Annotated in this window: 19 protein-coding genes; 16 read left to right on the plus strand and 3 right to left on the minus strand. The window is 67.3% G+C overall.

The window, feature by feature from the left end; translation table 11 throughout:
- Positions 1–67 precede the first annotated feature (67 nt).
- The 3 genes from GY40_RS08335 to GY40_RS08345 all read left to right on the plus strand — a co-directional run bounded on the left by GY40_RS08335 (position 68) and on the right by GY40_RS08345 (position 5,426).
- Positions 68–1,855 (plus strand): acyl-CoA dehydrogenase C-terminal domain-containing protein, encoded by a 1,788-nt coding sequence (locus tag GY40_RS08335; RefSeq protein WP_038360819.1) that lies wholly within the window; start codon positions 68–70, stop codon positions 1,853–1,855.
- Between the two features lie 137 nt (positions 1,856–1,992).
- Entirely contained in the window at positions 1,993–3,201 is a 1,209-nt protein-coding gene (locus GY40_RS08340; RefSeq protein WP_038360820.1) for an acetyl-CoA C-acetyltransferase, read from the plus strand.
- 23 nt (positions 3,202–3,224) lie between these two features.
- Positions 3,225–5,426, plus strand: a complete 2,202-nt coding sequence (locus tag GY40_RS08345; protein ID WP_038360821.1) for an FAD-dependent oxidoreductase — start codon at positions 3,225–3,227, stop codon at positions 5,424–5,426.
- Between the two features lie 10 nt (positions 5,427–5,436).
- Here GY40_RS08345 and GY40_RS08350 read toward each other — a convergent pair whose 3' ends face one another.
- On the minus strand, positions 5,437–6,339 hold the full coding sequence (locus GY40_RS08350) for a LysR family transcriptional regulator (RefSeq protein ID WP_038360822.1): 903 nt from the start codon (positions 6,337–6,339) through the stop codon (positions 5,437–5,439).
- A gap of 115 nt (positions 6,340–6,454) precedes the next feature.
- Here GY40_RS08350 and GY40_RS08355 point away from each other — a divergent pair, with 115 nt between their 5' ends.
- From GY40_RS08355 to GY40_RS08365, 3 genes are all read left to right on the plus strand, one after another.
- The gene (locus GY40_RS08355; protein WP_038360823.1) at positions 6,455–7,228 is read left to right on the plus strand and encodes an SDR family oxidoreductase; all 774 of its coding nucleotides are present in this window, start codon (positions 6,455–6,457) and stop codon (positions 7,226–7,228) included.
- Between the two features lie 154 nt (positions 7,229–7,382).
- A complete protein-coding gene (locus GY40_RS08360; protein WP_038360824.1) occupies positions 7,383–7,877 on the plus strand; it encodes a peptide deformylase in 495 nt (164 codons plus the stop codon).
- 95 nt (positions 7,878–7,972) lie between these two features.
- Positions 7,973–8,239, plus strand: a complete 267-nt coding sequence (locus GY40_RS08365) for a hypothetical protein (protein ID WP_038360825.1) — start codon at positions 7,973–7,975, stop codon at positions 8,237–8,239.
- Between the two features lie 82 nt (positions 8,240–8,321).
- On the opposite strand, the gene GY40_RS08370 is transcribed toward GY40_RS08365, so the two are convergent.
- A complete protein-coding gene (locus tag GY40_RS08370; RefSeq protein WP_038360826.1) occupies positions 8,322–9,662 on the minus strand; it encodes an omega-aminotransferase AptA in 1,341 nt (446 codons plus the stop codon).
- A gap of 178 nt (positions 9,663–9,840) precedes the next feature.
- Here GY40_RS08370 and GY40_RS08375 point away from each other — a divergent pair, with 178 nt between their 5' ends.
- The 3 genes from GY40_RS08375 to GY40_RS08385 all read left to right on the plus strand — a co-directional run bounded on the left by GY40_RS08375 (position 9,841) and on the right by GY40_RS08385 (position 14,215).
- Entirely contained in the window at positions 9,841–11,619 is a 1,779-nt protein-coding gene (locus GY40_RS08375; protein WP_038360827.1) for a tetratricopeptide repeat protein, read from the plus strand.
- Between the two features lie 150 nt (positions 11,620–11,769).
- On the plus strand, positions 11,770–13,239 hold the full coding sequence (locus tag GY40_RS08380) for an EAL domain-containing protein (RefSeq protein ID WP_038360828.1): 1,470 nt from the start codon (positions 11,770–11,772) through the stop codon (positions 13,237–13,239).
- A gap of 112 nt (positions 13,240–13,351) precedes the next feature.
- Positions 13,352–14,215, plus strand: coding sequence for a TIGR01459 family HAD-type hydrolase (locus GY40_RS08385; protein WP_038360829.1), 864 nt, complete (start codon positions 13,352–13,354; stop codon positions 14,213–14,215).
- An 82-nt stretch (positions 14,216–14,297) separates the two neighbouring features.
- Here GY40_RS08385 and GY40_RS08390 read toward each other — a convergent pair whose 3' ends face one another.
- On the minus strand, positions 14,298–14,684 hold the full coding sequence (locus tag GY40_RS08390; RefSeq protein WP_038360830.1) for a response regulator: 387 nt from the start codon (positions 14,682–14,684) through the stop codon (positions 14,298–14,300).
- Positions 14,685–14,933: 249 nt separating this feature from the next.
- Between GY40_RS08390 and GY40_RS08395 the strand changes: the two genes are divergently transcribed.
- From GY40_RS08395 to GY40_RS08425, 7 genes are all read left to right on the plus strand, one after another.
- Positions 14,934–15,389 carry a MaoC family dehydratase gene (locus tag GY40_RS08395; protein ID WP_051987672.1) on the plus strand — a complete coding sequence of 152 codons (456 nt, stop codon included), beginning with the start codon at positions 14,934–14,936 and terminating at the stop codon, positions 15,387–15,389.
- A 148-nt stretch (positions 15,390–15,537) separates the two neighbouring features.
- Entirely contained in the window at positions 15,538–16,521 is a 984-nt protein-coding gene (locus GY40_RS08400) for a bifunctional riboflavin kinase/FAD synthetase (protein WP_038360831.1), read from the plus strand.
- A 208-nt stretch (positions 16,522–16,729) separates the two neighbouring features.
- On the plus strand, positions 16,730–19,780 hold the full coding sequence (gene ileS, locus GY40_RS08405) for an isoleucine--tRNA ligase (RefSeq protein WP_038360832.1): 3,051 nt from the start codon (positions 16,730–16,732) through the stop codon (positions 19,778–19,780).
- Positions 19,780–20,262: a signal peptidase II gene (lspA, locus tag GY40_RS08410; protein WP_038360833.1), complete on the plus strand. Its 483-nt coding sequence runs from the start codon at positions 19,780–19,782 to the stop codon at positions 20,260–20,262. The genes ileS and lspA overlap by 1 nt, the downstream gene beginning before the upstream one ends.
- A gap of 74 nt (positions 20,263–20,336) precedes the next feature.
- Complete coding sequence (locus GY40_RS08415; RefSeq protein ID WP_038360834.1) at positions 20,337–20,999, plus strand: hypothetical protein; 663 nt, start codon at positions 20,337–20,339, stop codon at positions 20,997–20,999.
- Between the two features lie 118 nt (positions 21,000–21,117).
- On the plus strand, positions 21,118–22,407 hold the full coding sequence (locus GY40_RS08420) for a M16 family metallopeptidase (RefSeq protein WP_051987673.1): 1,290 nt from the start codon (positions 21,118–21,120) through the stop codon (positions 22,405–22,407).
- A 58-nt stretch (positions 22,408–22,465) separates the two neighbouring features.
- A complete protein-coding gene (locus GY40_RS08425) occupies positions 22,466–23,761 on the plus strand; it encodes a M16 family metallopeptidase (RefSeq protein ID WP_038360835.1) in 1,296 nt (431 codons plus the stop codon).
- Positions 23,762–23,800 lie beyond the last annotated feature (39 nt).

Genomic DNA, 23,800 nt, shown 5'->3' on the forward strand with positions numbered 1-23,800 from the left:
TGTTTATATATGAACTATCTGAGCGGCGCCCGCTGAACGCCGCCATGCGACGAGAGGGAGGACCACGATGCCGGTCTACAAGGCACCCGTCGACGATACGCTTTTCCTGCTCAACGACGTTTTCAATATCGAGCGCTACAACAACCTGCCGGGCTTCGCCGACGCGTCCTCGGACGTGATCGAAGCCGTGCTCGGCGAGGGCGCCAAGCTCTGCGAGGAAGTGCTCCAGCCGATCAACTATTCCGGCGACCAGGAGGGCTGCACCCGCCACCCAGACGGCCGCGTCACCACGCCGAAGGGCTTCAAGGAGGCTTATGAGGCCTATGCCGGCGGCGGCTGGATCGGCCTTGCGATGGATCCGGAATATGGCGGCCAGGGCCTGCCCTACACGCTTGGCGCCGTGATGAACGAATACGCCTCCGCCGCGAACATGGCCTTCGCCATGTATCCGGGCCTGACCATGGGCGCGATCGCCGCGCTCTACGTCCATGGCTCGGACGAGATCAAGCGCACCTATCTGCCGAAGATGATCGACGGCACCTGGTCGGGCACCATGAACCTGACCGAGCCGCATTGCGGCACCGATCTCGGCCTGCTCAAGACCAAGGCCGTGCCGAATGGCGACGGCTCCTACGCCATCTCCGGCACCAAGATCTTCATCTCGGCCGGCGAGCAGGACATCACCGAGAACATCATCCATCTCGTGCTCGCCCGTATCGAGGGCGCGCCGGCCGGCGTGAAGGGCATCTCCCTCTTCGTCGTGCCCAGAAACAAGCTGGGCAGCGACGGCTCGGTCGGCGCCAATAACGGCGTGTCCTGCGGCTCGATCGAGCACAAGATGGGCATCCACGGCAATGCCACCTGCGTCATGAACTATGACGGCGCGCAGGGCTGGCTGGTCGGGGCGGAGAACAAGGGCCTCAACGCCATGTTCGTGATGATGAACGAGGCCCGCCTCGGCGTCGCGATCCAGGGGCTCGCCCAGTCCGAGGTCGCCTATCAGAATGCCGTCGCCTACGCCAAGGAGCGTCTGCAGGGTCGCGCGCTGACCGGCGCCAAGGAGCCCGCCAAGCCGGCCGACCCGATCATCGTCCACCCCGACGTGCGCCGCACGCTGATGTCGATCAAGGCCTTCAACGAGGCGGCCCGCGCCTTCGTGCTCTGGAACGCGCTCAAGTCCGACATCGCCCATCGCTCCGGCGACGCGGCCGAGCGTCAGGCGGCCGACGACCAACTCGGCCTGATGACCCCGGTGCTCAAGGGCGTGCTGACCGATGTCGGCTTCGACAATGCCGTGAAGGCGCAGCAGATGTTCGGCGGCCATGGCTATATCGCCGAGACCGGCGTCGAGCAGTTCGTCCGCGATGCCCGCATCGCGATGATCTACGAGGGCGCCAACGGCGTGCAGGCGATGGACCTCGTCGGCCGCAAGCTCGGCCGCGACGGCGGCCGCGGTATCATGGCCTTCTTCAACGAGGTCGGTGGCTTCCTGAAGGAGAATGCCGAGGACGAGGCGCTGAAGCCCCTGCTCGGGCCTTTGCAGGTTTCATTGGGCCATCTCCAGCAGGCGGCGATGTGGTTCATGAACAACGCACTCGCCAAGCCGGACAATGCCGGCGCCGGCGCCAGCGATTTCATGCACCTGCTCGGCCTCGTCTCGCTCGGCTACATGTGGGTGAAGATGGCCAAGGCCGCGCAGGAGAAGCTCAAGGCCGGTGCCGACGAGCGGATGAGCGCCAAGCTCGTCACCGCCCGCTTCTTCATGGAGCGCACTTTGCCGGAAACCGCCGCCCATCTGGCGCGGATCACCGCCGGCGCGGATACGACGATGGCGCTCAGCGTCGAGCAGTTCTGACGAAAACGCCGTCATGCCCGGGCTTGACCCGTGCATCTCTTGCAGAACCCGCTGGATGACGAGATGGTCGGGTCAAGCCCGACCATGACGTCCGGCACCAGAACGCGCCGTCCGACGGCGCCCCGGGAGGCCACCAAATGGCAGACGCATTCATCTACGACCACGTCCGCACGCCGCGCGGCAAGGGCAAGGCCGACGGTTCGCTCCACGAGGTCACGGCGATCGAGCTCGGCACCCAGGCCCTGCGTGCGATCAAGGAGCGCAACAATCTCGATCCGCTCCTCGTCGAGGACGTCGTCTTGGGCTGCGTCGATCCGGTCGGCGAGGCTGCGGCCGATATCGCCCGCACCGTCGCGCTCAAGGCGGGCTACGGCAAGGAAGTGCCGGGCGTGCAGATCAACCGCTTCTGCGCCTCGGGCCTCGACGCGGTGAACCTTGCCGCGGCGCAGGTCATGTCCGGCCAGAAGGAGATGGCGATTGGCGGCGGCGTCGAATCGATGTCGCGCGTCGGCATGGGTGCTTCCGGCTTTGGCATCGCGGTCGACCCAAGTGTCGCCATCGATACCTATTTCATGCCGCAGGGCATCTCGGCCGATTTGATCGCGACGAAATACGGCTTCTCGCGCGACGATGTCGATGCCTTCGCCGTGCGCTCGCACCAGCGCGCCGCCAAGGCCTGGAAGGAAGGCCGCTTCAAGAACTCGGTCATCCCCGTCACCGACGTCAACGGCCTCGTCATCCTCGACCATGACGAGACGATCCGCCCCGACGCCAACATGCAGGCATTGGCCGCGCTGAAGGCCTCCTTCGTCCAGATGGGCGAGATGGGCGGCTTCGATGCGGTCGGGACCGCCGCGCATCCGGATGTCGAGTTCATCAACCACGTCCATCACGCCGGCAATTCCTCGGGCATCGTCGATGGCGCGGCGGCCGTGCTCGTTGGCTCGAAGCGGGCCGGCAAGGCGGCAGGCCTCAAGCCCCGCGCCCGCATCAAGGCCTTCGCGACCGTCGGTTCCGACCTCGCGCTGATGCTGACCGGTCCGATCGACGTGACCCAGCTCGTGCTGAAGAAGGCCGGCATGACCATGAAGGACATCGACCTCTTCGAATTGAACGAGGCTTTCTCCTCCGTGGTGCTGCGCTACCAGCAGGCGCTCGACATCGACGACGCCATCCTGAACGTCAATGGCGGCGCCATCGCCATGGGCCATCCGCTCGGCGCGACCGGCGCGATGGTGCTGGGCACCGTGCTCGACGAGCTGGAGCGGCAGGACAAGCAGACCGCGCTGGTGACGCTCTGCGTCGCCGTCGGCATGGGCGTCGCCACCATCATCGAACGCGTCTGAGCGGAAGGGCAGGGAGAGACATCATGAACCTCACCAATTTCCGCTTCGAGGCCGACGCCGACGGCATCGCCGTCGCGACCTGGGACATGCCGGGCCGCTCGATGAACGTCATCACCCCCGAGGTGATGGAAGAGCTGAACCAGATCGTCGACAAGGTCGCGAGCGATGAAGCCATCAAGGGCTGCGTCATCACCTCCGGCAAGGAGAGCTTCTCCGGCGGTGCCGATCTCACCATGCTCCAGGGCCTGCGCGATCTCTATGTGAAGCTCGCCAAGGAGAAGGGCGAGGCGGTCGCGATGCAGAGCTTCTTCGACGAGAGCCGCAAGCTCTCGCTGCTCTACCGCAAGCTCGAGACCTGCGGAAAACCCTTCGCCGCCGCGATCCATGGTGTCTGCCTGGGCGGCGCCTTCGAGCTCTCGCTCTCCTGCCAGTATCGCGTCGTTTCGGACGATGCCTCGACCCGCGTCGGCCTGCCCGAGATCAAGGTCGGGCTGTTTCCGGGCGCCGGCGGCACCCAGCGCGTTTCGCGCCTGATGCAGACCGGCGACGCGCTCCAGATGATGTTCAAGGGCGAGCAGGTGAAGGCGCTCCCGGCGCGCAATTCCGGCCTCGTCCATGCCGTCGCACCCCGCGCCGACATCGTCCAGAACGCCAAGGACTGGCTCAAGGCCAATCCGCAGGCGACCCAGCCCTGGGACCAGAAGGGCTTCAAGCTGCCTTCCAACAAGGTGCATTCGCCGGCCGGCATGCAGATCTGGCCGCCGGCCAACGCGATCTATCGTCGCGAGACCAACGACAACTACCCGGCCGCCCGCGCCATCCTCTCGGCGGTCTATGAGGGCTTGCAGCTCCCGATCGATCTCGGCCTCAAGGTCGAGAGCCGCTACTTCGCCAAGATCCTCCGGACGAAGGAGGCGGCCTCGATGATCCGCTCGCTCTTCGTCTCGATGCAGGAGCTGAACAAGGGCGCCCGCCGCCCGGCCGACGTGCCGCCGTCCAAGCTCAAGAAGGTCGGCGTCATCGGCGCCGGCTTCATGGGCGCCGGCATCGCCTATGTCACGGCGCAGGCCGGCCTCGAGGTCGTGCTGGTCGACAAGGACGTCGAGGCGGCCGAGAAGGGCAAGGCCTATTCCCATAAGCTGGTCTCCGACCAGATCATGAAGGGCCGTGCCAAGACCGCCGATCGCGACGCGCTGCTCGGCCGCATCAAGGCTTCCGCCGACTATGCCGATCTCAAGGGCTGCGACCTGATCGTCGAGGCGGTCTTCGAGGACCCGAAGGTCAAGGCCGAGGTCATCGCCAAGGTCGAGGCCGTCGTCGGCCCGCGCACCATCTTCGGCTCCAACACCTCCACGCTGCCGATCACCGGCCTTGCCGAGACCAGCCAGCGGCCGAAGAACTTCATCGGCATCCATTTCTTCTCGCCGGTCGAGAAGATGCTGCTGGTCGAGGTCATCATGGCCAAAAAGACCGGCAAGAAAGCGCTCGCCATGGCGCTGGACTATGTCCGCGCCATCAAGAAGACGCCGATCGTCGTCAACGACACCCGCGGCTTCTACGCCAATCGCTGCGTCGGCAATTATATCCGCGAAGGCCACCTCATGCTGATGGAAGGCGTGCCGCCGGCGATGATCGAGGCCGCCGGCAAGCAGGCCGGCATGCCGGTCGGCCCGCTCTCGCTCAATGACGAGGTCGCGGTCGATCTGGCCTGGAAGGTGCTGAAGGCGACCAAGGCCCAACTCGGTGATGCCGCCGTCGATCCGGCGCAGGAGAAGCTGCTCGCCGACATGGTCGAGAAGCATGGGCGGCTGGGCCGCAAGAACCGCAAGGGCTTCTATGACTACCCGGAAGGCGGGCCGAAGCGGCTCTGGCCGGGGCTCGCCGAGCTCGTCGGCAAGCGGCTCGATCCCGAGAGCGTCGACATGGAGGAGCTGAAGCACCGCCTCCTGGTGACCCAGGCACTGGAAGCCGCGAAGACCTATGAGGAAGGCGTCGTCACCGATCCGCGCGAGGCTGATGTCGGCTCGATCATCGGCTTCGGCTTCGCGCCTTACTCGGGCGGCACGCTGTCCTATATCGACAATATGGGGGCGGCGACCTTCGTGAAGCTCTGCGAGAAGCTGGCCAAGAGCCATGGCGAGCGCTTCAAGCCGAACCGCTTGCTGAAGCGCATGGCCAAGACCGGCGAGAGCTTCTACGGCCCGTCGGAGAAGCAGGCGGCCTGAGCCTTAGGGCTCAGTTCGCCAGCCTTGTGCGCAGCAGCGCCACGAGCCAGTCCGCGAAGACCTGCAGCCGGCGCGACAGGTGCCGGCGGTGGGGGTAGAGCAGGGTCATCGGCATCGGCGCAGCCCGGTGCCGGGGCATCACCTCGACGAGATCGCCCGCAGCGAGATGCTCGGCGACGTCATAGGCCGGGATCTGGATCAGGCCGAGCCCGGCGAGGCAGCAGGCGATATAGGCCTCCGCGCTGTTGACGGTGACGCGGCCGGGCAGGGCGCGGCCGTGCAGCGTGCCATTCTCCAGCCATTCCCAGGGCTCGATCCGCCCCGTCGACGGCGAGGCGTAGTTGACGGCCTTATGTCCATCGAGTTCGCCGGGATGCCCGGGCACGCCATGCGCCGCGAGATAGCCGGGGCTGGCGACATTGATCAGCGGCAGCTCCCCGACCGAGCGCGCGATCAAACCTGAATCGCTCAACGCGCCGACGCGCAGCACGCAATCGATGCCGTCCTCGATCAGATTGCTCGCCCGGTCGGTGACGCTGAGATCGATGTCGATCTCTGGATAGCGGGTGAGAAAATCCGGCAGGGCGGGCGCGATGATCAGGCGCCCGATCCGGCCGGGCACGTCGATCCTGAGCCGCCCGGCAGGGCGCGCGGCGCTGTGGCGGAACAGCGCCTCGGTTTCCTCGACATCGGCGACGAGCCGGGCGCAATGCTCGTAGAAGGCCGCGCCGTCCTGCGTCGCGGAGACGCGCCGCGTCGTGCGCTGGAGCAGCCTTGTGCCAATCCGTTGCTCCAATGCCGCGACCGCCGCCGAGACCGAGGAGCGCGGCAGCCCAAGGGCCTTGGCCGCCTGGGTGAAGCTCTCGCACTCGACGACGCGGGCATAGATGCGGAAGAGGTCGATGCGGTCCAAATCGGCGCTCCAGATTGTTCGGAAATTCTGACCAGTGATGTCCTGATCAAAATCTTTATATCTGATTTTCGGACGATATTTTGTCGCCATCGATTGCAGCGAACAGGAGCATGCGATGGCCGATCACGGCATCAAGGGTAAGACGGTTCTGATCGCCGGCGGCGCCAAGAATCTGGGCGGTTTGCTGGCCAAGGACCTCGCGGCGCAGGGCGCAAAGGCGGTCGCCATTCATTACAACAGCGCTCCGGCCAAGGCCGAGGCCGAGAAGACGATGGCCGCGATCAAGGCTGCGGGCGCGCAAGCCTATGCTTTCCAGGCCGACCTGACCTCGGCGGCAGCGATGGAGAAGCTCTTCGCCGACGCCAAGGCGGCGATGGGCGCGATCGACATCGCCGTGAACACCGTCGGCAAGGTGCTGAAGAAGCCGATGGTCGAGATCAGCGAGGCCGAGTTCGACGAGATGAGCGCGGTCAACTCGAAGACGGCGTTCTTCTTCCTCAAGGAAGCCGGCAAGCATGTCAGCGACAACGGCAAGGTCTGCACGCTGGTGACTTCGCTGCTCGGCGCCTTCACGCCGTTCTATGCGAGCTATGCCGGCACCAAGGCGCCGGTGGAGCACTATACCCGCGCGGCTTCCAAGGAATTCGGCGCGCGCGGCATCTCGGTGACCGCGATCGGGCCGGGCCCGATGGACACGTCGTTCTTCTATCCCGCGGAAGGCGCCGATGCGGTCGCCTATCACAAGAGCGCGGCGGCGCTCTCGCCCTTCTCGAAGACGGGGTTGACCGATATCGAGGACATCGTGCCCTGGCTGCGCTTCCTCGTCTCGGACGGCTGGTGGATGACCGGCCAGACGATCCTGGTGAACGGCGGCTACACGACGAAGTGAGTGTGTCGTTGATGCAGCCGCAGGCCGATGAAGCGGCTGTCGTCGTTCGGTCGCATGATGCGCTTCCCGATAACATCGGGAAGCGGTTTGTTGGTTGGCGCCGGTTCCGGGAAGGTCGGAAACGCGACTGCACGCAAGAAGTCGGAATGAGCATATGCCGTCCAGGCCGATCCTGAGCTTTCCCGACCCGCGTCTGCGGGTGGCGGCGGCGTCCGTCACGCGTTTCGATGCCGACCTGCGGGAATTGGCGGCGGACCTGCTCGACACGATGCGAGAGGCGCCCGGCATCGGCATCACCGCGCCGCATGTCGGCGTACTCTTGCGGCTGGTGGTGCTGGAGCTGGTGCCGGGCGATGTCCGGACCTACGTCAATCCCGTGCTGGACAATGTCTCGCGCGAGACCATCCGCCATGTCGAGGGCAGCATCTCGATGCCGGGTGTGACCGACGAGCTGGAGCGCCATGCTCATGTCCGCGTGCGCTACCGCGATCTCGACGGTGTCGAACATGTCGAGGACGCGGACGGGCTGCTCGCCGTCTGCCATCAGCACGAGATCGACCAGCTCGATGGCCTCTTCTGGATCGACCGCCTGTCGCGGCTCAAGCGCGACAGGCTGATTGCGCGCTACAACAAGCTGCGGCGCGGCTGAGCGCAGGCGAGCTTCGCCTGCCTTCGCCCGGCTGGAGTGCGGGCGTCGTAAGCTCGCAGTATCTGTATCTGTTTTCGACGGTGAGGAGCAGGCATATGCATATGGCGATGGTGATCGGCGGCGGCGTGGTGCTGCTGGGCCTGTTCCTGCTCTTCGGAAAGCTGTGGGGCGGGGCCCAACCGGATTATGCTCTCGCTGCCAAGCTTTTCGTGCCGGTCTGGCTTGCCGTGGCGTTGCTCAACATGTGGGTCGGCGTCGCCAAGGCGGGCTACTCCGTGCGCGCGGAATTGCCGATCCTCGTCCTGGTCTTCGCCGTGCCGGCCTTGCTCGCTCTGCTGGTCGCCTGGCGCGTCGCGCGCTGACAGATGCGTGAAGGGCCGCCTCCCCGGGGAGGCGGCCCTTGGCGTTATGCCGCTGGGAATACCGGCGCGCGTGCTCGCCGCTTCAGTTCGCGACCGACCGGATCACCCGGCGCAGCTTGCCGATCAGCTCCTCGACCTGCGACTCCGTGATGATCAGCGGCGGCGAGAAGGCGATGGTGTCGGCGGCGGTGCGGATCATCAGCCCTTCCTCGTGGAAGCCGCGCTCGATCGCCTCGTAGCCGCGCTTGCCGGCGCCCTCCGCCCGTGGCGCGAGATCGACGGCGCCGACCATGCCGAGCGTGCGGATGTCGACGACGTTCGGCTCACCCTTCAGGCTCATCACCGCATCGGCCCAGGCGCCTTCCATGGCGCGGGCGCGCTCGAACAGCCCCTCGTCGCGATAGATGTCGAGCGAGGCGAGCGCCGCGGCCGCCGCCAGCGGATGGCCCGAATAGGTGTAGCCGTGGAACAGCTCGATGACATTGTCCGGGCCGTTCATGAAGGCATCGTAGATGTGCTTGCGCACGATCACGCCGCCCATCGGCACGGTGCCGGAGGTCACGCCCTTGGCGAAGGTGATCATGTCGGGGATCACGCCATAGCGCTCGGCCGCGAAGGCGAAGCCGAGGCGGCCGAAGCCCGTGATGACCTCGTCGAAGATCAAGAGGATGCCGTGCTTGTCGCAGATCTCGCGCAGGCGCTTGAGATAGCCCTTCGGCGGCGGCAGCGCGCCCGTCGAGCCCGCCATCGGCTCGACGATCACCGCGGCGATGGTCGAGGCGTCGTGCAGCGCGACGATGCGCTCCAGATCATCGGCGAAATGCGCGCCGTAGTCCGGCTCGCCCTTGCTGAAGGCTTGCTTCTCGCGGTCATAGGTATGGGCGAGATGGTCGACGCCGGTGAGCAGCGAGCCGAAGAACTTGCGGTTGTTCGACATGCCGCCGACCGAGATGCCGCCGAAGCCGACGCCGTGATAGCCGCGCTCGCGGCCGATGAGGCGGGTCTTGGCGGCCTTGCCCGAGACGTTCCAGTAGGCCAGCGCGATCTTGAGCGCGGAATCGGCGGCTTCCGAGCCCGAGCCGGCGAAGAAGACATGGTCGAGATCGCCCGGCGCCAGCGCCGCGATGCGGGCGGCGGCGGCGAAGACCTTGGGATGGCCGTACTGGAAGGACGGGGCGTAATCGAGGTCACGCGCCTGGGCCTGGATCGCCTGGATGATCGGCTCGCGCGCATGGCCGGCATTGCAGCACCACAGGCCCGCCGTGCCGTCCATGACCGGCTTGTTCTCCGGCGTGTAGTAGAACATGCCCTCGGCGCGGGAGACCATGCGCGGGTTCTTCTTGAACGACCGGTTCGCCGTGAACGGCATCCAATAGGCTTCGAGATCGTTCGGCGTGGCGATCGGCGACGAGGCAGCGGTCATCGGGGCATCCTGTGGATTAACGTTCGTTCAACCTAGCAGGTCGATGCAGGGTGTAAATCGCCGCCGAGCGAGGCATGAGTGCGGGCCGCGACATGGCTGCCGCAGCCCGATTTGTCGGATGACGTTAGGTCGTCGATAGCGTAGCTTACCCTCTGGGGCATGAACTGAACGGACCCCGATGGGCGATAGTGTCGAGGACAACGAACGGCTGGATGAGCAGGCCGTCGCGTCGATTCGCGCTGGCCTCGCCCGCATCCTTGCGTCGGATGTCTTCAGCGCCGCGCCGCAACTCTCCGCTTTCCTGAGCTTCGTCGTCGAGCGGGCGGTCGAAGGCCGGCGCGCCGAGCTGAAGGGCTACACCATTGCCGTCGAGGCACTCGGTCGCCCGGCGGATTTCGATCCGCAGGCCGATCCGATCGTGCGCGTCGAGGCCGGCCGTCTGCGCCGCGCCCTGACCCAGTACTATGCCGGAGAGGGACAGGACGATCCGGTGCGGATGACCATGCCGGTCGGCGGCTATGCCCCGGTCTTCGCCTTTGTCGAGCCGGGCGATCGCGTCGGGCCGGAGCCGTTCGTTCCTCCGGGCGGCCCGGTCGACGGACAGGATATGCGCGCGGACATCGCTGAGCGGGACGCGGCGGCCCGGCGCTGGCTCCTCGTGGCCCTGGCGGTGCTCGCCTGCGCGCTCCTCGCGCTTCTCGTCTGGTATCTGGAGCCGTTCGGCGAGACGCCGCAAAGCAATCTGGTGACACAGACCAGCCGCCCGGCGGACACCTCCCCGCCGGAGGTGGCGCGTGACCGTTCGACCGCGCCCTCGGCCCAGCTCGTCTCGGTCGCGATCGTCATCCCGCGCGTGCCGACCGACCCTAAGCTCGCCGAGGCGGTCCGCCGTGTCGCGGAAGTGCTCGTGGACGTGACGGCGCGCTTCGACGATCTCCTTGTGATCAAGGCGCCGGCCCCCGGAGCGCCGCCACCCGAAGGGGTGGATTACGTCTTCGAGATCAGCATTCTCTCGACCGAGGGAGCGCTGGAGGGCTTCGGCCGGCTGCGAGCCGCCAAGGACGGCCGGATCGTCTGGACGGCCTCGTCGAGCCGGCCTGTCGGCGAATTGTTGCAGGATCAGGATCTGGTGGATCTCGCCCGGCGCGTCGGAACGCGGCTGGCCGAGCCTTTCGGCGTCATTCATGCCGATTTCCGGCAGAATTCATCCGCGCCGGCGATGCAGTGCATCTTCCAGGCCTTCGATTACCGCCGCTTCATGACGCCTGAGAAGCGGGTCGCGGCCCGCACCTGCCTGGAGCAGCTGGTCGAGCGGGACCCCGGATTTTATCCCGCCTGGGCGCAGTTCGCGCTGCTCATGGCCGGCGAATATGCCGCGGCGCCCGATGCCGGCCGGAGTGCCTCGCTCGACCGGGCGATGGCGGCGACCCTGACCGCGATCAGGCTGGCGCCCTCCGGGGCCCGTGCCCAGCAGGCGATGATGGAGATCCTGTTCCTGCGTGGCAGTGTCGCCGACGCGATCAGGGCCGGCCGCGAGGCCGTGAACCGGAATCCCTACGATCCGGACATCATGGCCACTCTCGGCTCGCTCTATGTCCGTCTCAACCGTCCCGCCGAGGGCCTGCCCTTGTTGGAGCGCGCCATTGAGATCAGCGCCGGGCGCCCCCCCTGGTATGATTTCTATGCCTTCCTGGCGGCCTATCTGACCGGCGCCAGGCGCCTGTCGGAAACATACTCGGCGGTTCTGGAAGCGGATGGCACGCCGTTCAGCTTGCTGGGGCAGGCTTTGCAGGCGAGCATGAGCGGCGATTCCACCCGGCGCGACTTCGCCCTGAGCGAACTTGCGAGGCGCTCTCCGCTCTTCGGAACCGATCCTCGCCTTTATCTGGCGCGCAGGGGCTTCAGCGAGGACGTGACACAGCGGATCGTCGGCGATCTCGGCATCGCCGGGCGCTAGAGCATTTTCGAGCGAAGTCCGGGCGAGAGGCGATGAATCGAGCGGTATCGCTCGCGTGTCCGCCTGTCGGGAGGTACTCTACCGCGCAGCGTTGTGATTCGTTTCCACCCCCGATCAACCCCTCGACGCGCGAGCGCTGCCTTGGCTCCTGTGCGCCTGAAAGCCCTGCATCCCCTCGCCGGTGCCGTGACCGGTGTTTCGGCTGGCGCCATCGTGGCCATCCTGATGCCGGGAGCATTGGGGCCGGCATTGGGCCTGATCGCAGCCGGTGCGGGGCTGGCGACGAGCCTCTGGGCCCTGGAACGACGCAATCTGGGCCAGCGCGAATTGCTCCTGGCCGGGCTCGGCGAGGTCAAGGTCCGGCTCGCGACCAACGCCATCCGGATCGATGCGCTATCCCAGCGTGTCGAGCAGATGCCCATGCGCGACGTCGATGCCGCGCCGGCCCGCGCCGCCATCAACGAACTGACCGCCGAGGTCGGCCTGCTCGGCGATCTCATTCACCAGGTCGCGACGACGCTCGCCGACCATGACGACAAGCTCGCGAAGCTGCCGGCGGCGCCCGTGCAGGCACCGGCGCCGGCCAGGGCCTCCGCACCGGAGGTCCGCATCGACCCCGAGGCCGCGCGGCGCGAGCACGCCGAAAAGCTGGCAGCGGAGCGTGCCGCGGCGGCCAGGGCCGCGCAGGAGGAGGCCGAGGCGGAGCGCGCGGGCATCATCAGCGCCGCCCTGCGCGAGGGGCGGATCGAGGTACATCTGCAGCCGATCGTCTCGCTGCCGCAGCGCCGGACCCGTGGCTATGAGGCGGTGGTCGGCCTGCGCATCGACGAGAACACGCTGCTGCTGCCGCATGAATTCCTGGAGATCGTCGAGGAGCGCGGCTTCGGGCCGACGCTGGACGCGCTCGTCCTCACGCGAGCCCTGGCGATCGCCCGTCACCTCGCTTCGAGGGACGGCGACATCTTCGTGACCTGCAACTTCAGCGCCGCGACCTGGGGGGCTTCGCGGGCGCTGGCGGCATTGACCCGCATCCTCGACAAATATCGCGAGCACAGCAGCCGCCTCGTCATCGAGATGCCGCAGGCGGTCTTCCGCGCGCTCGATCCGACGAGCCTCGGCCTGCTCGGCGCGATGTCGGCCAGCGGCGTGCGCTTCGCGCTCGATCAGGTCGCGGATCTGCGCTTCGATCCGCAGGCCCTGTTCGATCGCGGCGTGCGTTTCATCAAGGTCAGGGCGGCGCTCCTCCAGGCTCATGCCGAAGGGCGCGTCGCGAGCGACATCGCGGCCGGCGATCTCGCCGCCATGCTCGCCCGTGCCTCGATCACGCTGGTCGCGGAAACCGTCGAGGACAATCCGATGGCGGCGGACATGATCGAGCTCGGCATCGCGATGGGGCAGGGCAATGCCTTTTCGCCGCCGCGCCCGGTGAAGCCGGAGGTCTTTGCCGAGCCTGCGCCCGAATCCGCAGCCGCTGCCCGGACCGAACCCGCGCCGCCGCCGCCCCGGCCCTCCGCCGAGGTGCTGGGCTATCCGCAGCCTGCCGCCGCACCGCCCGAGGAAACGCCGCGGCGGCCTGAGCGGCTGCCCTTCCGCGCCGTGCTGCGCCGCGCCAGCGCCTGAACCCGCCACGCACCGCGAAGAATGGCGGACGCAGGGTTCCACCCCGCGCGAATACCGTCTAGAGCGTGGCGCGCCGCTACCTCGCCTCATCCGTAGGAGAATGACTGTGCCGATGACGGGCTCCGAACCGGTTGCCGCCCTTTCGGGGTTTTCCGAGATCGCCGATCGTTTCGATCTCTGCTTCTGCGATGTCTGGGGCGTCGTCCATAACGGCGTCGCCGCCTTTCCGGACGCGATCGAGGCCCTGACGCGGATGCGCGAACGCGGCACCAGCGTCGTCCTCATCACCAATGCGCCGCGCCCGCGGGATGCGATCATCCGCCAGCTCGACGGCTTCGGCGTGCCCCGCGCCGCCTGGGATGCGATCGTCACCTCGGGCGATGTCTGCCGCGCGCTGATCGGCGCGCGCGCCGGCCAGCCGATGTTCCGGCTCGGGCCCGACCGCGACCTGCCGCTGATCGCCGGGCTCGATGCGCCGGAGACCGGGCCCGACCAGGCTTCCTATGTGCTCTGCACCGGCCTCTTCGACGACGAGGCCGACACGCCTGAGACCTATGCCGACCTGCTCGCGGGTTTCGCGGCGCGCGATCTTCCCATGATCTGCGCCAATCCCGATCTGGTCGTCGAGCGCGGCGGCCATATCGTCCCCTGTGCGGGGGCGGTCGCGCTCGCCTATGAGGAGATCGGCGGCACGGTGACCTATGCCGGCAAGCCGCATCGGCCGATCTACGAGGTCGCGCTCGGGCTCGCCGAGGAGAAGCGCGGCGGGGCCGTCGCCCGCGACCGGATCTGCGCCATCGGCGATGCGATCCGCACCGATATCGCGGGCGCGGCCGCGTTTGGTGCCGCCGGCATCATGGTGCTGGCCGGCATCCATGCGCAGGATCTGATGCAGGTTTCGTGGGAGGAGCGCCATGGCTGGTTCGGCCGGCAGACGCACCGGCCCGACTACGCCATTCCGCACCTGGTCTGGTGAAACGGGCCGTCATTCCTAGGCGAAGCGAAGCTTCGAGCCGGGAGGCCCCGGCATCGTGCCTGGGCCGCGAGAGACCGGGGGGTCAGGCCGCCGAGCAGACGGACTCGATCTTCGTCTTCAGCGTCTGGGCGTTGAACGGCTTGACGATGTAGTTGCTGACGCCGGCCTTCTTGGCGGCGATGACGTTCTCGGTCTTCGATTCGGCGGTGACGATGATGAAGGGCGTCTCCGCCAGCTTCGCCTCCTCGCGCACGCGCTGCAGCAGCTCGAAGCCGCCCATCGGCTCCATGTTCCAGTCCGAGATGACGAGCCCGTATTGCTTGTCCCGCATCTTCGCGATGGCGGCCGAGCCGTCCGAGGCGTCGTCGACATTCTCGAAGCCGAGCTGCTTCAGCAGGTTGCGGATGATACGGATCATGGTCTGATAATCGTCGACGACCAGGATCGGCATGGACGGGTCGAGCGCCATTGCAATGCTCCGGCACAGTGGTTTCGTGCCGGGACATACCGGCGACGCGCTGCCTTGGGAAGACAGCCTCTGTTTCAGCGGTGATAGCCGGGGCGCGTTGCGAAGCGGTTAATCCGATCTCAGACAACCCGGCATTTTTGAGGCGGCGGAGCCGGCACCAAAGTCCAATTGCCGCAATGCTGCGAGTGCGAGATGGTTAGCACTCGCACAGGGAAAGGGGCGGCGATTGCGCCGCGTCGCACAAAGCTCATGACAGTACAGCCGGTGCCGGGCGGGCTCTACACCGTCCATGCCTTCGAGGATTTGGCGGTCGGCCAGAGCGAAAGCCTGATGCGGACCGTGATGGAGCGCGACATCGCGCTGTTCGCGGAGCTTTCCGGCGACGCCAACCCGATCCATCTCTGCGAGCAATTCGCCGCCAGCACCAAATTCGGCCAGCGCATCGCCCATGGCATGCTGACCGCGAGCCTGATCTCGGCCTTGCTCGGAACCCGGCTGCCGGGGCCGGGCGCGGTCTATCTGTCCCAGACCCTGACCTTCCTGTCTCCGGTGCGGATCGGCGATGTGGTGACCGCCCGCGTCGAGGTGGTCGAGCTTGTCTCCGAGCGCCGCCGGGCCCGGCTGTTCTGCGAGTGCCTCGTCGACGGCAAGCCCGTCATGGAAGGCGAGGCCTGGGTGGCCATGCCGCCGACGCCGAGGCGCTGACGGGAGCGGCGGCCGGCAGCTGCGACGACGACCTGCGGGGCGACTTGCCGGCATGGCGACATCTCGTTCGCGCGCTTGACGCCCACCGGGCTTGGCCGCAAAGACGGTGACGACGCGGCTACGGCCGGGTGCTGGATTTTTGCGATCGATGACAACTGAAACCGAGGCGGCGCCGCGCGACGAGCCGGCGGCTCTGGTCCTCGACCTCGACAAGCAGCTCCCCGGCAGCCTGCGTGGCGCCGTGCTCGCGCTGGGCAATTTCGACGGCGTGCATCGCGGCCATGCCGAACTCGGGCGCACCGCCGCCGCGATGGCACACGGCCTTGGCACGCGGCCGGCGGCCTTCACCTTCGAGCCTCATCCGCGCAGCGTCTTCCGGCCGGACCAGCCGGTCTTCCGCCTGACGCCGCCGCAGCTCAAGGTCGAGTTGCTCGCCGCGATCGGCCTTCCCCGGACCTTCGTCCTGCCCTTCGATCTCGAGACGGCGGCGATCCCGGCCGAGCGCTTCGTCGATGAGCTGCTCGTCGGCAGGCTCGGCGCTGCCGGCCTCGTCTGCGGCTATGATTTCCATTTCGGCAAGGGCCGCACCGGCTCGCCCGAGATGCTGCAGGCCCATGGGCTCGCCGCCGGCATCCCGGTCACGGTCGTCCCGCCCTATTCCTGGCACGGCGAGCCTGTCTCCTCGACCCTGATCCGCGTGGCGCTGGAGGAGGGCGATGTCGCCCGTGCCGCCGAGTTCCTCGGCCATTCCTGGTTCGTGCGCGGCCTCGTCGCCCATGGCGACAAGCGCGGCCGCGACCTCGGCTACCCCACCGCCAACATGCATCTGGCCCGCGATTGCAAGCTCCGCCACGGCATCTACGCGGTGCGGATGAGGATCGACGGCATCTGGCGTGACGGCGTCGCGAGCTTCGGCCGCCGCCCGACCTTCGACGACGGCGCGCCGCGGCTGGAGACCTTCGTCTTCGATTTCTCGGGCGACCTTTATGGCCGCCCGGTCGATGTCGCCTTCGTCGGCTGGCTGCGCGGCGAAGCGAAATTCGACTCGCTCGAGGCCCTGATCGCGCAGATGGACGCCGACAGCGCCCGCGCACGCGACATCTTGGCGAAAACGCCGCCCTTCCTTCCGTAAGCCCCGCCTGCTAGAAGCCCCCCATGCTCGCTGAACGCGCCCTGTCGATCGATTTGTCCCGGCGAATTACGGGCCCGGCTGCCGCCTCGCGCTGAACCAAGGCGCGGGCGCTTGCGCAGTCCGGGTTGAAGACCGCTTTTCCCGTTTCAAGCGAGGATGCGCCGGAGCCCGATGAAGGGCCCGCCGTCCCGATGGCCCGAGCCGGAACATGACCGAACAGACGAAGACCGCCCAGCCTGCCGCAAGCGTCGATTATTCGCAGACGCTGTTCCTGCCCCAGACCGAGTTCCCGATGCGTGCGGGCCTGCCGCAGCGCGAGCCGGAGCTGCTCTCCCGCTGGGCGAGGATCGATCTCTATCGCAAGCTGCGCGAAGCCGGGCAGGGGCGCGACAGATTCGTGCTCCACGACGGCCCGCCCTATGCCAACGGCAACATCCATATCGGGCACGTGCTCAACAAGGTCCTGAAGGACCTCGTCACCCGCTCGCAGCAGATGCTCGGCCACGATTCCAACTACGTGCCGGGCTGGGACTGCCACGGCCTGCCGATCGAGTGGAAGATCGAGGAGCAGTACCGCGCCAAGGGCCTGAACAAGGACGACGTTGATGTCGTCGAGTTCCGCAAGGAATGCCGTGCCTTCGCCGAGAAATGGGTCGATATCCAGCGCGAGGAATTCAAGCGCCTCGGCGTCGAGGGCGACTGGGCCAACCCCTATCTGACGATGGCCTATCCGGCCGAGGCGCAGATCGCCCGCGAGATCATGAAGTTCGCCGAGACCGGCCAGCTCTATCGCGGCTCCAAGCCGGTGATGTGGTCGGTGGTCGAGAAGACCGCGCTCGCCGAGGCCGAGGTCGAGTATGAGGAGCATACGAGCGATACGGTCTATGCGGCCTTTCCGGTTATGCAGGCGTCCAGCGGCACGATGGGCGGAGCCGTCGTTGGCCCAGAGTTTGAAAAGGCCGCGCGGTTAGCGAATGCAGCCATCGTCATCTGGACGACCACCCCTTGGACAATTCCCGGCAATCGCGCGATCTCTTTCCATAATAAAATCGCCTATGGCTTATACCGGGTCACCGCTGCGCCGGAGCAAAACTGGGCCAAGGTTGGCGCGACCTACGTGCTCGCCAAGAATCTTGCCGAGTCGGTCTTTAAGGCAGCGAAGGTTGAAGCTTTCGAACTGGTCGAAGACATCTCATCCGAACAATTAGCTACTGTCACGGTGGCCCATCCCCTGCGCGGTCACGGCTATGATTTCGATGTCCCGCTCCTGGATGGCGACCACGTTACCGACGACGCCGGCACGGGCTTCGTCCACACCGCGCCGGGCCATGGCCGCGAGGACTTCGACGTCTGGACCGCGAATGGCCGCCAGCTTCACGAGCGCGGCATCGAGACCCGCATCCCCTACACCGTCGACGCCGATGGCCGTTTCACCAAGGAGGCTCCGGGCTTCGAGGGCGCGCAGGTCATCACCGACAAGGGCGAGAAGGGCAACGCCAACGATGTCGTCATCAAGGCGCTGGTCGAGGCCGGCAACATCATCGCGCGCGGCCGCCTGAAGCATCAGTATCCGCATAGCTGGCGCTCGAAGAAGCCGGTCATCTTCCGCAACACGCCGCAATGGTTCATCGCCATGGACAAGCCGATCGGCGAGGCCGGCGCGCCGGACGCGGCCGATCCGAAGCCGGTTGCCGGCGGCAATGCCGACACGCTGCGCAACCGCGCGCTGAAGGCGATCAAGCAGACCGAATGGGTGCCCGCCGCCGGCGAGAACCGCATCAACGGCATGATCGCCAATCGCCCGGACTGGGTGGTTTCGCGCCAGCGCGCCTGGGGCGTGCCGATCACCGTCTTCGTCGAGAAGGAGAGCAAGGACATCCTTGTCGACCCGGCCGTCAACGCCGCCATCGCCGAGGCCTTCGAGGCCGAGGGCGCCGACGCCTGGTTCACCGACACGGACGGCGCCCGCTTCCTCAAGCCCTTCGGCTACGATCCGGCGAAATACGAGCGCGTCACCGACGTGCTCGACGTCTGGTTCGATTCCGGCTCGACCCATGCCTTCACCCTGGAGAAGCGCGCCGACCTCAAGACCCATCGCATCGTCGATGGCGGCAAGGACCGGGTGATGTATCTCGAAGGCTCGGACCAGCATCGCGGCTGGTTCCATTCGAGCCTGCTGGAAAGCTGCGGCACGCGCGGCCGCGCGCCCTTCGACATCGTCCTCACCCATGGCTTCTGCCTGGACGAGAAGGGCGAGAAGATGTCGAAGTCGAAGGGCAACGTCACCGCGCCGCAGGACATCATCAAGGACTCCGGCGCCGACATCCTGCGCCTGTGGGTCGCGGCGGCCGATTATTCCGACGATCTGCGCATCGGCAAGGAGATCCTCAAGACTTTCGTCGAGACCTATCGCAAGCTGCGCAACACCATGCGCTGGATGCTCGGCACGCTCGCCCATTTCAGCGAGGAGATCCGCGTCGTCGAGCCGCAGACCATGCCGGAGCTGGAGCGGCTGATGCTGCACAGGCTCGCCGAGCTCGGCCCGCAGGTCGAGGAAGCCTATCGCACCTACGACTACAAGAAGGTCGTGTTCCTGCTCTCGCAGTTCATGAACACCGAGCTCTCGGCCTTCTATTTCGACGTGCGCAAGGACGCGCTCTACTGCGACCCCCGGTCGAGCCATGTCCGCCGCAGCGCGCTGACCGTGGTCGACCATCTTTTCCGCTGCCTGACGACCTGGCTCGCGCCGATCCTGGTCTTCACCGCCGAGGAAGCCTGGCTTGAGCGCTATCCCGACACCAAGGCGCAGGACGGCTCGGTGCATCTGGAGCTCTTCGCCGAGGCGCCGGCGGGCTGGCTCGATCCCGAGCTCGCCGAGCGCTGGTCCAAGATCCGCCGCGTCCGCCGCGTCGTCACCGGCGCGCTGGAGCTGGAGCGCGCCGCCAAGCGCATCGGCTCCTCGCTCGAGGCTGCGCCGCAGGTCTTCGTCTCCGATGCTGATCTCTATGCGGCGCTCTCCGGCGTCGACCTCGCCGAAGTCAGCATCACCTCGGACATCCGCATCGAGAGCGGGGAGGGGCCGGCGGAGGCCTTCCGTCTCGCCGAGGTGCCGGGCGTCGCGGTCGTGCCGCATCGCGCCGAGGGCATCAAATGCGCCCGCTCCTGGAAGTATTTCGATCCCGCGACGGCCGATCCGGCCTATCCCGAGGTGACGCCGCGCGACGCCAAGGCGCTCAAGGAACTCGGGGTGCGCGCCTGATGACATCCGCCCGCCGCCTCGGCCTGCTCACGGTCCTGATCATCTTCATTTCGGATCAGCTCCTGAAATGCTGGCTGCTCTACGGCGTCGGGCTGGCGGAGAACGGCCCGTTCGACCTCGCCCCGTTCCTGACGATCGTGCTCGCCTGGAACCGCGGCATCTCCTACGGGCTCTTCCAGCAGGGCACGGATCTCGGACGCTGGCTCCTGGTGGCGATCTCCTTCGTCGCCGCGATCTGGCTCTGGCGCTGGATGTGGCGGACTGAAAGCCGCTTCACTGTCTTCAGCCTGGCGCTGATCATCGGCGGCGCGCTCGGCAACGGGCTCGACCGGGCCTGGTACGGGGCGGTCGTCGATTTCGTCCATCTCCACTGGGGCAATTTCAGCTGGTATATCTTCAACATCGCCGATGTCGCGATCGTTGTCGGCGTGCTGGGTCTCCTGTATGAGTCCTTCCGGCCGGCTGGGGAAAAGACGGCTTGACGACGATTTCGCCATCCTTTCGCCGTTCGTCTGTGGTTGAGGCGAAGGTGAGATTGTCCAAAGGGAGATATGACATGGCGCAACGCATCCGCGTGACGCATCTGCTGCTCGCCGGCGGGCTTGTGCTTGCGGCCCAGCCTGCCCTCGCTCAGGAAGGCATGCTGTTCAAGAACCTGCTGGAAGGTGTCGTCGGCGGCAAGGGGCCGGGCGACGACATCGACTATCGCGAGCGCGCCCCGCTCGTGGTGCCGCCGAACTCCGCCTTGCCGCGGCCGCAGGACGCCGGGAGCGCCCGCAACGCCGCCTGGCCGACCGATCCCGATGTCGAGCGCCGCAGGAACGCGAAGAACGTCACCCCCTATGTGCTGACCGAGAAGGCGCGCAACAACCCGATGCTGTCGCAGGAAGAACTGCGCAAGGGCCGCACCTCGGCGCGCGGGCCGCAGCAGCCGGAGATCCGTGAGGGCGACAACAGCAACTACGACAACCAGATCAAGCCGATCCGGGTCGGCAAGGAGGTTGCCGCGCGGCGCGACCAGGCGGCCGAGGACAACCTCACCTATGGCAGCGAGCCGCAGCGCACCACGCTCATCGAGCCGCCGATGGGGTATCGCCGGCCTGCCGACACCGCCGTGCTCGGCCCCGGCCGCGGTGGCCCGGTCGAGGACAAGCAGGCCGTCGGCCAGCGCGAGTTCGTGACCGGCCAGGGCCCGGTGATGCAAATCCAGCCCGAATAGGCCGAGTTGCGGGATCGGCAGGGGACCCCTTGCCGAAACCGCATCGCCTGACCAAGTTCCTTTCAGGGCGGGCGCATCGTGCCCGCCCTTTTCTGTCCGAGTGGGGAGACGGCATCCGGTGAACATTCATGCGCGCCAGCCCGGGCTGGCCGAGCCCGTCGAATCCTTCCGGCTCGGCAACGGCCTCGACGTCGTGGTCGTGACGGATCGGCGCGCGCCGGTGGTCACCCATATGGTCTGGTACCGCAATGGCTCGGCCGACGATCCGGCGGGCAAGTCCGGCATCGCGCATTTCCTCGAGCATCTGATGTTCAAGGGCACGCAGCGCTGGCCGGCGGGCGAGTTCTCCAAGATCGTCGCCGGCTTCGGCGGCCAGGAGAACGCCTTCACCTCCTACGACTACACCGCCTATTTCCAGCGCGTGCCGAAGGAACATCTGCGCGCGATGATGGATTACGAGGCTGACCGCATGACCGGTCTCTCCTTCGACGAGAGCGTGGTGGCGCCCGAGCGCGACGTGGTGCTGGAAGAGCGGCGCATGCGTGTCGATTCCGACCCCGCCGCCCAGCTCGGCGAGGAGTTCTCGGCCTCGCTCTTCTTCCATCATCCCTATGGCACGCCGATCATCGGCTGGGAGCACGAGATCGAGCGGCTGAACCGCGACGACGCCTTCGCCTATTACCAGCGCTTCTATACGCCCGAGAACGCGATCCTCGTCGTCGCCGGCGATACCGACGCCGCCGAGGTGCGCCGCCTCGCGGAGGAGACCTATGGCAGGATCGCCGCGCGCGGCGCTGCCCCCGTGCGTGAGCGCCCGATCGAGCCCGATCCGCGCGCCTCGCGCCGCGTCCAGCTCAACGATCCGCGCGTGCAGCAGCCCTCGCTGCGCCGCGGCTGGCTGACGCCGACCTATACCAGCGGCAATGCCGAGGAGGTCTTCGCGCTCGAGCTCGTCGCCGAGATCCTGGGCGGGGGCACCACCTCGCGGCTCTATCGCAGGCTCTGCGTCGAGGAGGAATTGGCGGCCGGCGCCAGCGCTTATTTCATGGGCTCGATGGTCGACCGCGCCGCCTTCCAGCTCTCGGTGAGCCCGCGCCCGGGCGTCGCGATGGCGGTGCTGGAGGCCGGGCTCGACACCGCGCTCGCAGCCTTCCTCGCCGACGGTCCGAGCGAGCTGGAGCTTGCCCGCGCCCGCACGCGCCTCGTCGCCGAGACGGTCTTCGCCCGCGACAACCAGGCTTCGCTCGCACGGATCTTCGGCTCGGCGCTGGCGGTCGGCGAGACCGTCGCGGACGTGCTCGCCTGGCCGCAGCGCATCGAGGCGGTGCCGCGCGAGGCGGTGGTCGAGGCGGCGCGCCGCTATCTCAGGCCCGACCGCAGCGTCACCGGCCTGCTGCTGCCGGCCTGACGTCGCTCCTCCGATGCCGAGAAGGGTGGGGCTTCGAGCCCTGCCGACAGGAAACGCCATGAACGCGCCCATTCCGACTCCGAAGCTCAACACCGCCGGTCCCGCCATCGACGTCAAGACCGTGCGCTCGCCCGGTGGCGTCGAAGCCTGGCTGGTCGAGGAACACAGCCTCCCGCTGATCGCCATCGATTTCGCCTTCGACGGCGGCTCGTCGCGCGATCCGGCCGATGCCGCCGGCGGCGCCTATCTGGTCTCCGGCCTGCTCGACGAGGGCGCCGGCGATCTCGATGCCGAGGCCTTCCAGGGCCGCATGGCCGATCATGCGATCAATCTCGGCTTCGACGCCCGCCGCGACGATTTCCACGGCTATCTCCAGACGCTCTCCAGCCATCGCGAGACCGCCTTCGAGCTGCTCGGCCTCGCGCTCAACAAGCCGCGCTTCGATCCCGATGCGGTCGCCCGCGTCAAGGCGCAGGTCATCGCCGGCCTGCAGCGCCAGGCGCAGAATCCGGAATCGCTCTGCCGCAACGCGCTCTATGCGGCGGCCTTCCCCGGCCATGCCTATGGCCGCCCGGAGAAGGGCGACATCGACAGCGTCTCACGGCTGGAGGCCCCGGCGCTGCATGCCCTGACCCCGACGCTGCTCGACCGGAGCGGACTCAGGATCGTCGTCGTCGGCGACATCGGCGCCGATGAGCTTGCCGGGCGGCTCGACGCGCTGTTCGGTGCGTTGCCGAAGGGCGAGCCGCGCCCGGAGATCGCGCAGCCGCTGCCGATCCAGGGCCTCGGCCAGACCCATGTCATCGACCTCGACGTGCCGCAGACCGTGCTGCGCTTCGTCGGACCCGGCCTGATGTGGCACGATCCCGACTTCGTCCCCGCGAGCGTGCTCAACCACATCCTCGGCGGCTCGGCCTTCACCTCGCGCCTGTTCATGGAGGTGCGCGAGAAGCGTGGCCTCGCCTATGGCGTCTCCTCGAGCCTTCTGCCGCTGCGCGAGAGCGCCATGCTGGTCGGCGGCACCGCGACCCGCAACGACCGCGCGGCCGAGTCGATGACCGTGATCCGTGAGGAGATGCTGAAGCTCGCCACGGAGGGACCGACCGAGCACGAGGTCGAGGAGGCCAAGCGCTACATCATCGGCTCCTATCCGCTGCGCTTCGACACCTCGCCCAAGATCGCCGGCGAGTTGCTGAATCTGGCCCTGCGTGGCGACACGCCGGAATTCCTCGCGACCCGCAACGAGCGCTTTGCCGCCGTCACCCTCGCCGATGTGAAGCGGGTGGCGCAGCGCCTGTTCGGCCATCCGGATCTGCTGGTGCAGGCGGTCGGGCGGCCGGTCGGGCTCGCCTGAGCGGTCCGTTCGGCGCTAGACTGCGGCAGAGCTGGAATC

It is taken from the genome of Allobosea sp. UNC402CLCol, from assembly GCF_000745475.1.
Lineage (GTDB): Bacteria > Pseudomonadota > Alphaproteobacteria > Rhizobiales > Beijerinckiaceae > Allobosea > Allobosea spartocytisi.